9 protein-coding genes are annotated in these 13,435 nt (G+C 45.4%); 4 read left to right on the top strand and 5 right to left on the bottom strand.

Going from position 1 to position 13,435, the window contains the following annotated elements:
• Positions 1 to 258 precede the first annotated feature (258 nt).
• Positions 259 to 1,239, bottom strand: coding sequence for a glycoside hydrolase family 43 protein (locus QQL36_RS34910; RefSeq protein ID WP_321568405.1), 981 nt, complete (start codon positions 1,237 to 1,239; stop codon positions 259 to 261).
• Positions 1,240 to 1,428: 189 nt separating this feature from the next.
• Between QQL36_RS34910 and QQL36_RS34915 the strand changes: the two genes are divergently transcribed.
• The 4 genes from QQL36_RS34915 (at position 1,429) to QQL36_RS34930 (ending at position 8,525) form a co-directional block, all read left to right on the top strand.
• Positions 1,429 to 1,980 (top strand): RNA polymerase sigma factor, encoded by a 552-nt coding sequence (locus QQL36_RS34915; protein WP_083729761.1) that lies wholly within the window; start codon positions 1,429 to 1,431, stop codon positions 1,978 to 1,980.
• A gap of 141 nt (positions 1,981 to 2,121) precedes the next feature.
• On the top strand, positions 2,122 to 3,297 hold the full coding sequence (locus QQL36_RS34920) for a FecR family protein (protein ID WP_083729760.1): 1,176 nt from the start codon (positions 2,122 to 2,124) through the stop codon (positions 3,295 to 3,297).
• 318 nt (positions 3,298 to 3,615) lie between these two features.
• On the top strand, positions 3,616 to 6,909 hold the full coding sequence (locus tag QQL36_RS34925) for a SusC/RagA family TonB-linked outer membrane protein (protein WP_083729759.1): 3,294 nt from the start codon (positions 3,616 to 3,618) through the stop codon (positions 6,907 to 6,909).
• 20 nt (positions 6,910 to 6,929) lie between these two features.
• On the top strand, positions 6,930 to 8,525 hold the full coding sequence (locus QQL36_RS34930; protein WP_321568406.1) for a RagB/SusD family nutrient uptake outer membrane protein: 1,596 nt from the start codon (positions 6,930 to 6,932) through the stop codon (positions 8,523 to 8,525).
• 191 nt (positions 8,526 to 8,716) lie between these two features.
• Here the strand turns inward: QQL36_RS34930 and QQL36_RS34935 are convergent, their stop codons facing one another.
• From QQL36_RS34935 to QQL36_RS34950, 4 genes are all read right to left on the bottom strand, one after another.
• Positions 8,717 to 10,165, bottom strand: a complete 1,449-nt coding sequence (locus tag QQL36_RS34935; RefSeq protein ID WP_321568407.1) for a glycoside hydrolase family 30 protein — start codon at positions 10,163 to 10,165, stop codon at positions 8,717 to 8,719.
• Between the two features lie 34 nt (positions 10,166 to 10,199).
• The gene (locus tag QQL36_RS34940; RefSeq protein ID WP_321568408.1) at positions 10,200 to 11,633 is read right to left on the bottom strand and encodes a glycoside hydrolase family 30 protein; all 1,434 of its coding nucleotides are present in this window, start codon (positions 11,631 to 11,633) and stop codon (positions 10,200 to 10,202) included.
• Entirely contained in the window at positions 11,630 to 12,481 is an 852-nt protein-coding gene (locus QQL36_RS34945; protein WP_321568409.1) for a glycoside hydrolase family 16 protein, read from the bottom strand. Before QQL36_RS34945 ends, QQL36_RS34940 begins: the two co-directional genes overlap by 4 nt.
• 119 nt (positions 12,482 to 12,600) lie before the next feature.
• Complete coding sequence (locus tag QQL36_RS34950) at positions 12,601 to 13,422, bottom strand: PKD domain-containing protein (RefSeq protein ID WP_083729756.1); 822 nt, start codon at positions 13,420 to 13,422, stop codon at positions 12,601 to 12,603.
• Positions 13,423 to 13,435 lie beyond the last annotated feature (13 nt).

A 13,435-nucleotide genomic window follows, 5' to 3' on the forward strand; every position in this document is an offset into this window, starting at 1 on the left:
TTACGCGGTTAAACAAATACTATTTTAACAAGTATTGGTTTTATGTAAACCGTTTTAGCAAAACAGGGGGTATAAATGTATTTCGAACGCTTGAAAACCCCTGTTTTATTCCAAAAAATGGAATGCCGGGTAACGAAAAGGGGATACAAAAAGTACCCCCTTTTTATAAGCGTAACTCTTTGTAAACGTTTACCTTAATTTTATAACAATAAAACATGGGCAATGTTTACTGAGTATTGCAGTTCCTTTCGGATTGTTTTATTTTAACTTATCGGACCTTACACCTTCTTTCGTCATTTTTACAGGAAGAATTTTCCCATCTGAATCAAAATGCATTTCGTCGATGCAGGTTACGCGGTTATTGGCAGCAGTTTCTGTAAGGGGGCGCCGGTGGTATACGATGTACCATCTATCTGTACCAGGTACGTTGATTACAGAGTGATGACCGGCACCGGTTGCTATAGCTGTGTCCTGTTGTAAGATCTTGCCAATGCGCTGCCATGGTCCCATTGGACTATCGGCGATAGCATATGCCACACTATAGTCGGGGCCGGTCCAGCCACCTTCAGACCACATAAAATAGTACTTACCATTGCGGATAAACATGAATGGACCTTCTACGTAGCCTTTTGGTGTGATCTCTTTGAAGGTCTGACCATCGGCAAAAGGTTCGATACCTGTGAAATCGGATTTTAAGCGGGCAATATTGCAGTGTTGCCAGCCGCCGTAAATAATGTAATACTGACCATCTTTGTCGTGAAATACGAACTGATCGATAGGTTGTGCGCCATTGTAGAACTTATCAATGAGCGGTTTGCCAAGGTAGTCTTTGTAAGGACCGCCTGGTTTATCGGCGACGGCTATGCCGATACCACCTTTCTCTTTGTCGTTCTGGATGTCGTTGGCACCGAAAAAGAAGAAATATTTTCCGTCTTTCCGGATGATAGCAGGCGCCCACATGGCACGGTTAGCCCATTTTACATTTGCAGAGTCGAGGACTTTCGGGTGTTTCTTCCAGGTGACGAGGTCAGTGGAGGAGTAAGCGTCGAAGAAAACCTGCTTTTCGTATTTGTCAGAATAGGTGGGGAAGATCCAGTATTCTTTTCCGAATACGGCGGCTTCCGGATCGGCGTACCAACCCTGAATGATTGGGTTGCCGGAGGTTTGCTTTTTCTTTTGAGCAGAAAGCGGGTTTGTTAGAGCAATAGCCCCGAGTAATAACGTGATAGCCTTTCTCATAGTGAGTTGATTCCTGTTTAATAGATAACACAAGATAGTAGTTTTATCTTTCCCTGAAGATTGAAAGGCATCAGTGAAAGCTCATTCCCAATTAGTGTTTTAATTAATACTTAAAAAATAAATATTTGGGCATATCCGGGGTAAGTTCCTAATTTTAGCGAGGAATTTCAGCATTCAAACGATTGACTTTTGCAAGGTTCATTCATACAGGAAGAACAGGAACTATTGCAGCAGATAGGAGAAGGAAGCCAGTCTGCTTATACACTTGTCTTTAATAAGTACAGTAAACAGGTGTTTGATGTGGCCATGCTTTATCTTAAAGACAACCTGGCGGCACGGGAAATTGTGCAGGAGGTTTTTTTGAAAATCTGGCTGAAGAGGGAGGTATTGCCAGAGGTACAAGACTTTTCTGACTATTTATTTATCCTGACCCGGAATCATGTATTTGATGGGTTTAAGAAGCAGGCAGTGAGGGAGAAGGCATATGAGCAATTGTATCGCCAGCAGGTGGAGGTGGTGAATGATACGGATTACAGGGTGAAGGACAGGGAGTATGCGGGGATTGTGGAAAGGGCGATTGCAGCGTTGCCGCCGGAGCGGAAGAAAGTGTATATAGCTAGAAAAGAAGGATTTAGTAACGAAGAAATATCTAATAAGTTCAATATATCAATCCATACCGTGAAGAAACAGATGCAGATTGCGGTGCAGACGGTGAGGAATTTTGTTAAGAAAAGTATGTAGGATTTATAAGAAAAAGCGCTTCCGCCTAAGGCCGGAAGCGCTTTTTTCTTTCCGGAAAGGGCCTGCAGCCGGCTTTTTGTTTTTTTTAACTTTTTTTTATTTCGGATACTCCTTTTATTCTCCACCATCGTCTTTACAATTATGACAGCACAGGAATTAAAACTCTTGCTTGATAAGTATAAGCAAAACAACATCTCTCCCGATGAGAAAGCGCGCCTTATGGACGCTATTAACAACGGGGAGCAGGATGATTTGCTCCGGGAAGATATTCTTCACTCATTACAGGGGATCGTTCCTTCTGCCGGATGGGAAGAAGAAGATCATTCTGCTATACTTCATGCCATTTTTCAGGCGGATCAGCCTGAGAATCTGACTGTTGTCAAAAACAAACGCCGTTTCTACCTGTATGCCGCAGCCGCTGTAACTGCTGGTATTATATTGACCACGAGTCTTTTACACAAGAAAGACATTGAAAAGGCCCCTACCCTTGCAAAAACTCAGGTGTTGGCCCCCGGCTCTAACAAAGCCATGCTGACCCTCGCTGATGGTACTCAGATTCCACTTGACAGTGCAGCCAATGGCGCCCTGGCCCAACAAGGTAACACCCAGATCAAAAATACCAACGGTAACCTGAGTTATCAGGCAAACGGAGGCAATGAGGTGATGTACAACACCGTCACCACTCCTCATGGAGGCCAATACCAGCTTACGCTGGCCGATGGCAGCAAGGTATGGCTCAATGCCGCCAGCAGTATCCGTTTCCCAACTGCCTTTGTCGGAAAGGAAAGGTTGGTCAGCATTACAGGAGAAGCATATTTCGAAATCGCCCAGCAGTCTAACCATCCGTTTTCTGTACAGGTAAAGGCTGCTGATAAGGATATGACCGTAAAAGTACTGGGCACCAGTTTCAATATCATGGCCTATGCCGATGAAAAAGCTGTAAAAACCGCCCTGGTAGACGGCGCTGTACAAGTAGTGTACGGCAACCAGAAGAATGTACTGAAACCCGGATTGGAAGCTAGTCTGACAGACAACACCTTTGCCATTGCTCCCGCAGATCTGGAACAAACCCTTGCCTGGAAAGACGGCAAGTTCCGGTTCAGGAGCACCAATATCAAAACCATCATGCGCCAGCTATCCAGGTGGTATGATATGGATGTGGCTTACAATGGTGATGTATCGGACATTGACCTGACAGGTGTGATCTCCCGCAGGGAAGATGCCAATAACCTGTTCAAGGCCCTGGAGGCTACCCAAAGGGTTCATTTTGAGGTGAATGGCCACAATGTGACCGTTTCACCTGCCACGTTGCACTAATCAATCCCGGCTAAAGGGGGGATATATATTTTGTAATTTTTAAAAACAATTCCGTTATGACCACGTAGAGACTATTGTTGTATGTGAACAATAAAGAAAGGTACCCACACTTGTAAATGACGCTGCCACGTCTGAACATAAAAAAACCGGGCCCGACTGCCATCGGAACCCGGCAACATGGCTACCAATTTCTCTTTGACTCAAGAAAAATTTGATTTACTAAAAAAGCCAGGAAACAAAAGTATGGAACTATGCGCTTCATGCAAAACTACTTCACATGGTGGAGTAAGTCTTTTGCACAGAAAATTGTTGTTAGTTATGAAATTAACTGCCATTTTAACGCTGGTATTTACACTCCAGCTATCTGCTAAAACCTATTCCCAAACCGTTAGCATCTCCGGAAAGCACCTTTCACTGTATGAGGTGTTCAATTCCATCAGCAAGCAGACGGGTTATGAATTTGTGTACGACGCCAAATTGCTGGAAGGCAAAGGCGCCATTAATATCAATGCTCAGGGACAAGCCCTTACCGCTGTACTGAACAACTGTCTGAACGACAAAGCATTGACTTATTCTATTGTGGACAAGATCATCGTGATCAGTCCTAAAAAAGCTCCCCGGGAAGTCGCTCCCGCTCCCATTCCTACAGCTGCTGTCACTGGTACTGTTACTGACTCTGCTGGCCATCCGCTTCAGAATGTAAGTATCCAGGTAAAAGGTACAACCAGAGGTGCGATGACGGATGCAGGCGGTCACTTTACCCTGGAGGCACAACCTACAGACGTACTGGTTATCAGCTACATCGGATTTGACAAGCAGGAAATTATTGTAGGTAGCAACACCTCCCTGACGATCAAACTCGCTGAAACCAATAAACAGCTGGGTACTGTAGTCGTTACGGCACTGGGTATCAAACGCTCTGAGAAATCCATCACTTATGCCACCCAACAGGTTAGCGGTGTGGAACTGACCAAGGCAAAAGATCCCAACCTGATGAACACCCTGAATGGTAAAGTAGCTGGTCTGACTATTTCCAGCAGCGCTTCAGGTGTGGGTGGTTCTGCAAAAGTAATACTGCGTGGTAGCAAATCTGGTCTGGGTAATAACCAGGCACTCTATGTAATTGATGGTGTGCCTATGAACAACACCCTCACCAACCAGCCAAACAGTGCGTATGGTGGTAGCACCGCTTATGATGGTGGTGACCCTATCTCCAACATGAACCCTGAAGATATCGAGAGCATCTCTATTCTGAAAGGTGCTTCTGCAGCTGCGCTGTATGGTAGCCAGGGTGCAAACGGTGTGGTACTGATCACGACCAAAAGTGGTAAAGCAGGTCGTACTACCATCAACTACTCTTCAGGTCTTACCCTGAGTCAGGCTGCTTACAAACCAGAATTCCAGAACACTTATGGCCAGACTACAGATGGGAGTACCCAGAGCTGGGGCAGTAAACTGACTACCAAAGCGCATGATAATGTAAGTGACTTTTTCCAGACTGGTAACAATGTCACCAACGCGATCAGCCTTGCAGGTGGTACTGATAAGACACAGACTTATTTCTCTTATGCTAATACCAGCGCAAAAGGTATTCAGCCTACCAATAAACTGGGTCGTAACAACATCAGCTTTAAAGAAACAGGTAAATTCCTGAATGATAAGCTGACTGCTGAAGCGGATGTAAACTACGTCACCCAGAAGATTGACAATACACCGCTCTCCGGTTTTTATTTCAATCCGCTGACAGGTTTATACCTCTACCCACGTGGCAGCAACCTGTCTCAGTACAAAAATAATTTTGAAGTAGCCGATCCGGCCAGAAACGGTCTGATGGTGCAGAACTGGGCTTTCAATGAAGATGTACAGCAAAATCCATGGTGGATCCTGTACCGTGATCCTAACCAGCTGGACAGAAACCGTATCCTGCTGAACGCCAGTCTGAAATATGAAATCAACAAATACCTGAGCGTACAGGCAAGAGGAAGTATTGACAGGATCAATGACATATACGATCAGAAAGTATATGCTGACAATGCTACTTATGTATCTGATTCCAGTGGTGTATATGTGTACCAGAACCTGACTACCAATCAGCAGTATGGCGACCTGTTGCTGAACTTCAATGTTCCTATCGGAAAAGATTGGCGTGTAACAGGTGTCGTAGGTGGTGCGCTGCGCGATGTGAAGACTACCGGTGAGAAATTCAACTCCGGTAAAGATGGTCTGCATATTCCAAACATTTTCACCCTGCAGAACTTTGTAACAATGAACGGAGCGAACTCCGGTACATTGCCTAACAACCATAGCCAGTTCCAGTCTGTATTCGGAAGTGCAAACATCTCTTTCAAAGACTGGTTCTACCTGGATCTGACTGCTCGTAACGACTGGTCATCCAACCTGGCCTTTACTTCTACTTATTCTTATTTCTATCCTTCAGTCGGGCTTAATGTCATCCTGAGTTCTGTAACCAGGTTACCTGAGTGGGTGAGCTTCGCCAAAGTGCGTGGTTCCTATGCCCAGGTGGGTAACGCTCCTTTAGCCTACCAATCCTATCCTGCCCTGAATACCCTTGGTGCAGGTGGTTCCATCGTTGGTAATACGGTCGCTCCTTTCACGGATCTGAAACCAGAGAAAACAAATTCACTGGAATTTGGTACTGAGTGGCGCTTCTTCAAAAACAGGCTGAGTGTGGATGCGACTTATTATAAAACGAATACCAGGAACCAGACTTTGCAGATATCTGCCAGCCAGGCTTCTTACTATGATTCTTATTATATCAATGCCGGGAACATCCAGAACCAGGGTGTGGAAGCAGTGGTGCGTTACGACGTATTCCGTGATTCCAAATTTACATGGAACACCGGTGTGAACTTCGCTACCAACAAAAACAAGATCATAGAACTGGCTGATGGTGTAGATTACTTCACCCTGACCGGTGCTTCTGGTTCCAACTATGCGTCTAAATTCAAAGTAGGTGGTTCGTTTGGTGACATCTATGGTACTGTACTGAAGAAAGATGAACAAGGCAGGATCATGGTAGATGCAAATGGTACGCCTATCAAACAGACTGGCGATATGGTGTATATCGGTAACTCCAACACCAAATTCCAACTGGGATGGAACAACAACTTCGGTTATAAGAACTTCACCCTGTCTATGCTGATTGATGGTAAGTTCGGAGGTAAGGTAATGTCTGTAACTCAGTCTATGATGGACCTGTACGGTGTGTCTAAAGCATCTGGTGATGCAAGAGATGCAGGCGGCGTAAAAATAAACGGTGTTGATCCAAGTGGTAATGCTGTAACTTCTGTCGATGCACATACCTGGTATTCTACTGTAGGTGGTCGTGAAGCGGTGTCTGGCGAGTACATGTACAATGCGACGACTGTTCGTCTGCGTGAAATGGCACTGGGTTATACCGTTCCACTGAAAGATGTATTTATCAAGGCGCTGAAATTCTCTCTGACCGGACGTAACCTGCTCTATTTCTATAAGAAAGCACCGTTTGATCCTGAGTTGACGATGTCTACTGCAAATGGTTTGTCTGGTGTAGATATTTTCATGCAGCCTGCATTACGCAGTTATGGTCTGAGTCTGAATGCTACTTTCTAACTGTAAAACTGATCGAAAAAATGAAACGCTACTATATAATTATTGCAGTACTACTCCTGGGTGCTACTGCATGTACGAAGAACTTTGAGGATTATAATACGGATAATACAGGTGTTTCCACTGGTCAGCTGAAACCTGACTTTAATGATGTGGGTATTTACCTGTTGCAGGCAGAGCGTTCCATCATCAACTTTTCCGGTGGTGGCGACCCTAACTCCTACCAGGTGCAGCAGAACCTGAATGCGGATATGTTTTCAGGTTACTTTATGTCTCCCAACCCATTCAATGGTGGTCTGAATAATACCAACTACTTTATGATGACAGGATGGAATGGTGAGGCATTTAAAGTAGGTTATCTGAACATCATGTCTCCTATCTCCAAACTACGTACTAACCGTATCGATACTGCATATCCTGCAGTATGGGCGGTAGCACAGATTATACGGGTAGCAGGTATGAGCCGTGTGACTGACATCTATGGTCCTATTCCATACAGCCAGGCGGGAAGTTCAAAGACGGATCTGCCTTATGACAGCCAGGAAGATATTTACAAACGTTTTTTCCTGGAGCTGGATACTGCTACTGCCAACCTGCAGAGCTATATCAACAATGCTGATTCACTGCCTTTCACCTTTGCGAACTTCGACCTGGTGTATAGCGGTAACTTCACGAAGTGGTTACAGTTTGCCAACTCTCTTCGTCTGCGCTTAGCGATGCACATTGTGAAAGCGGATGTAACTACTGCACAGGCGCAGGCAGAGAAAGCACTGAATCCTTCCAATGGTGGTGTGATCACTGCTAACAGTGGTAACATGAATGTACAATTGGGTGGCAGCTTTACGAACCCGCTGGTGTATATCGACAGGAACTGGGGCGATACCCGTATAGGTGCTGATATTGCCTGTTATCTGAATGGGTACAATGACCCAAGGATCAGCAAGTACCTGGGTATGTCTACAGATTCCAAAATTACTTCACAATATATTGGTATCCGTTTGGGTGCGGTGACCAGTTCTAATACCAAAGATGATTATCTCGGGTATTCTGCACTGGGTTCTTCATTTTCACTGGCTACACCTGTGCAGATTATGACGGCTGCGGAAGTATACTTTCTGAGAGCAGAAGCTGCGTTACGTGGTTGGGCGAATGCAGGTGGGAGTGCACAGGAGCTGTACAATGAAGGTATTACTACTTCTATGAACCAGTGGAGTGCAACGATTGGTAGTTATCTGAGTGATGCTACAAGTACGCCTGCGGCTTATGTAGATCCGAAGAATAGTGCTAATGATAAGGAGGCACAGTCTACTATTACTATTCAGTGGGATGATGCTGCAAGTACGGATGTGAAAATGGAAAGGATTATTACACAGAAATGGATTGCGATGTTCCCTGAGGGTCAGGAAGCGTGGACAGAGCATAGGAGAACAGGGTATCCTAAATTGTTCCCTGTGGCGCATAACCAGAGTTCAGGTGTGGTGAGTGATGCGGAAGGTGTGAGAAGGTTGCCTTATCCACAGCAGGAGTATAATACGAATGCGACGGAGTTGAATAAGGGGATTTCATTGTTAGGTGGGGCTGATAATGCGGCTACGCATATGTGGTGGGATAAGAATTAAGTCGTGTGGTGTATAAAACTAAAAGCCCCGCCTCGGTTGAGGCGGGGCTTTTAGTTTTTAGCCGTTTGATTTTGTTGAGCCGATCGAACCGTTCGCTTCGCGAACAGTTCGATCGGCTCGCGTGCTTTATGGTGCTTGCCCTCAGGCAAGCACCATAAAGCACGAAGTATTAATTAGCGAAGTATAAATTACTAGTTGATCACTAAGGTTTCAATTGAGTGTGGTAAACTCTTTACATCTGTACTATTCCCTTTTATCCACAGCTTATAAGCGAATTCTTTATCACTTGTATTCAGCACCACTACTACCGTCTTACCATCTTTATTTACAAAAGCAGTCGTTTGGAGATCACTTCTGTTTGAAGATGCGACGATACGCTTTGCACCAGGACGAATGAATTTAGAAAAATGCCCCATGTAGTAATAAGCATTCGTATAAATCAGATCACCCGTCTTTGTATCTGCATGCACAGGTGCAAAACAGAAATTACCTACGTGATTAGGACCACCTTTCTCATCCAGTAGGATATTCCAGTCAGTCCAGGCGACTGTACCACTATTGAAATCATTCAATAAAGAGGTGCCATAACGCTCACCCAGTGCCCAATCATTGACTTTATCCAGTTTGAACGCTTCTACACAACCTTCTGTGAAGATGAGGTTCTTATCAGGAAATGCTTCTTTTACTTTGCGTACATTATCGAATTCCATGGTGCTACCAGTCCATGTTTCATACCAGTGGTAACCAATACCCCAAACAAACTTTGCAGCTGCAGGGTCTTCGAGAATTGTGCTGGCACGGTGATAGATCAGGTCACGGTTATGATCCCATGCGATGAGTTTCTTCGTGCTCATACCGGCACGTTGTAAGGTGGGACCTAAATAATACCTGATGAAATCTCTTTCTTCTTCAGCAGTAAAGTTGCAGGATTCCCATATCTGTTTTGCCATCGGCTCATTCTGCACACTTAAACCCCATACCGGAATACCGAGAGATTCGTATGCCTTAATGAACTTCACATAGTAATTTGCCCATGCCTGATAGTAACGAGGCAGGAGTTTACCACCATGCAGCATACTACCATTATCTTTCATGAATGCCGGAGGGCTCCATGGACTTGCAAAGAGAGTGAGCTTACCGCCTGCAGCTGCAATGGCAGCTTTGATAAACGGAACGCGGTAAGTCATATCATGCTTTACATTGAATGTCTTCAACGTACTATCCCCTTCCTCAATATATGTATAGCTATCGCTGGAAAAATCGCAGCTATGAATATTGGTACGGGCCAATGTATAGCCAATGCCATTTACGGGATCAAAATAAGCTTTCAGGAGTTCTGCCTGCTTGTCCTTCGGGAGTTTTGCAAACACTTGTGCAGAAGCATCTGTCAGTGCACCACCAATACCGGTCATGGTCTGAAAGGTCTTTGCAGGATCTACGAAAATACAGGCATCCGTTTCAAACGGTTGCTTTGCCGAGGTAAATGATAACTTATCCGTTGCTGACATTCTTAACTGTGTACTCGCGGCTGTAGTGTAAACGGTCACTGTTTTGCGGGAAAGGGTATCTCCCGGTTGAGGACCTTTTGCGTAACCGGCGTAAGTCGCCAGCAACAGCCCAGCCAAAATTGCTCTCTTCATTGTTTTAATTATTACCAGTTTAAACGTGTTCATCTTACCAGATATAAGTACCTACGGCACCATTTGTCAACGTGGACGTAACGACTTTGCCATTGAACTGGATGTTGAATGATTGGGGAGCGCTGGCATTATTGATCACAATTAATACTCTTTTCCCATCAGGCGTTTTGAACGCCACATTGTCCAGCTGGCTGGTGACATTGGTAGCAATCCTCGTGGAACCGGGCCTTACGAACTTTGATGCATGTGCTATAATATAATAAGATACATTCCTCGTAACGTCGGCACTGATAGTGAGTGCACCCATACAGGTACTGCAACCTCCATCAGTATGTGGATTATAGTTAGGGTCGGAAGCCAGATTCCATTCCAGCACATTCCGGCTCCAGTTGCGGGTGGCACCGACGATGAGATTTGTTATATGCCATTGCAGATTAGAAGCAAAATCACCAGGGGCACCTACCCATTGCTCTGTAAAGTAGACATTTTTATCTGGAAATGCATTATGGACCTGTGTCAATGCACTGATATCACCGCCATACAAGTGAAATGCGGAGCCATCTACATATTGTTTGGCATCTGCATCCTGTAGTACTGTGGCAGGATAATCAGGTCTGTCAGCGTTGTGATCGTAGGCGATGATCTTCGTCGTGATACCTGCTGATTTAAATGCGGGACCTAAAGCAGACTTAATAAATGTTGCCTGTTCAGTAGCCTGCATGACCATGCTGGGGTTGTTGCCCCCATGCAAAGGTTCATTTTGCGGAGTGATCGCGTCGATAGTGATGCCTTCCGCTTTCATAGCCTGGATGTATTTTACAAAGTATTGCGCATAGGTGTCGTAGTATTCAGGTTTGAGACTACCACCTACAAAGCCACCGTTATCTTTCATCCATACTGGTGCAGACCATGGAGAGCCGAGTATTTTGATATTCGGTGCGATGGCGATGATCTTTTTCAGTACTGGTATCAGGTCGGTTTGTTCTTTGCTGATGCTGAACTGGGCAAGGTTTACATCCGTCTGACCGGTAGGCATGTCATCGTATGTAAAAGGTGCTGCACTCAGGTCAGAGGCACCGATGCTGATGCGGAGATAACTAACGCCGATGCATCCACTATCGGTAGCGAATAATTCTTTGAGCAGGGCATCCTGGGTGGTAGATGGCAACTTATTAATGAGTGTAGCGCTACCACCGGTGAGGCAATAACCGAAACCATCGATAGATTGATAAGTGGTGCCGTCTTCTACCTTAATAGTAGGATACACATTGACGGTATCTTTAAATAGCAGACTGACGTTTTGCTTTGACAGCAGTACACTTTTATCTGCTTTGGTGAGCCAGAAAGTGACGTCAGTAGTTAATTCACCTACGGGAGGTGGAACTATGATGGTAGTCGTATCATTGCTACCTCCCTTACAACTGGCAAAGCAGAAGAGCAGGGAGCAAAATATATGGTTTAGTCTCATTTACTTTTCATTTTATATACCCTTACATAATCGACTTCCATCGCTACGGGAAAGATGCTGTCATCTACGCCCTGAATCCCACCCCAGTCACCGCCTACAGCGAGGTTCAGGAGGATGTGGAAGCGTTTGTCGAATGGCCATACAGTGTACCCTTTCCCTTCATTTACAAACTGGAATACCAGCATGTCATCGATATACCCCCTAAGGGCATATGGTGTCCAGTCTAATCGGTAGAGGTGGAAGGCGGAGGTGACGTTGTCTACCTTTTTCGTACTTGTTTTCTGGGTGTTTAGTTTGAAATAATAAGCTTCTGTGTGGGCACTGATATGGACATTTCCGGGGTCGTAACCTACATGTTCCATGATGTCGATTTCGCCTGATTTAGGCCAGTCGCCATATGCCCAGTCCGTAGGTAGCATCCAGATGGCAGGCCAGGTGCCTTTGCCGGCGGGGAGTTTTGCTTTGATTTCAAAACGGCCGTAGAGCCAGTCACCTTTGTTGGTGGTGACCATCCTGGAAGATGTGTAATTTCTGTTTTCTTTTGTTTCTTTTCTGGCAGTGATGCTCAGTACACCGTTTGCCACGCTGGCATTGTCGGTGGAGTTGGTGTAATATTCCAGCTCGTTGTTACCCCAGCCACTGCCACCCAGGTCGTAGCCCCATTTGTTGGGGTCGGGAGCGCCGGAGTAGTCGAATTCATCTGCCCAGGAGGGAGTGGATTCGAAGGTCCAGCCACTATCGACGGGGGATGTGGGGGTGACAGGCCCGGTGGAGGTAGTATCGGTACTTCCTTTGCCGGAGCAGGAGGTGAAGAAGAGAAGGAGAAGAGGGAGATATCTTGCGAGCATAAGCGTGGATTGAATTTCCCGATTTTGATTGCCACCTTCGGCAGCAATCAAAATCGGGTTTGGCTGTTTTTTTGGAGCTGTTTTCGGCAGCTCCAAAAAACAGCTGATAAGAGTTAAAATTATTGTTCTTCGAGGAATTGAATATTAGAAAGCGTCATCCCGCCAGTACCCAATGTACCACCGGAGCTACCGCCTTTTATCACTACCCAGGCTGTATCAGCTTTGGAAAATTCCATATAGCCATTCTTTCCTTTTCCACCGCCATCACAGCCTATTTCAGCGATGTTACCATCGAATGGAATGGAGCCGCAACCGGACCATGTATTCATGGCTATGTATTTTGTTCCACCATAATCTTTGCCCTGAACTGGCGCGATGGTGTCACAATATACTTCCAACCAGCTGTTGGTAGCACCGGCACCTTTGATATTAGCAGCAACGGTATAAGGAGTGTGTGCTTTTACCATTACCATCTGGTAGATTGCACCATTGGTATTGCCGGTGTTAGAGAAATTCAATGTACCATTTGTATTGGTGATAGTAGTTTGTGTACCCCCAGTATTCAGGATCGTCCAGTCTGTTGCATTCAGCAAATCTTTTGTGGGTGCATCATTGGCAATCGTGAGTTTCTGTGCAGTAGTGGCATAACCACCATTTGTGAATACGGTGAGTTGAACCGTATACTCTCCTGCTTTAGAGAAATGCAGTGTGTCAAATTCCCCTGTGGCAGTCGTACCATCGCTAATCGTCCAGTTCCAGATAAAGCCTCCTTTGGTAGTAGAAGTGACCACTACCCTATTCGGATTGGACGATATGGGTGTAGCGGTGAAAGAGGCAGTAGGCAAAGCGCCCAGCTCCTTTGTGGATGATTCCGGCGTACAAGCCGGCATAGCGCAGGACAACATCGCTGCCACTGCCAAAGTACCTATATAGCGTTTCATGTAAATCGGTTTG

The sequence above is a fragment of the Chitinophaga sp. LS1 genome, from assembly GCF_034274695.1.
Classification (GTDB): domain Bacteria; phylum Bacteroidota; class Bacteroidia; order Chitinophagales; family Chitinophagaceae; genus Chitinophaga.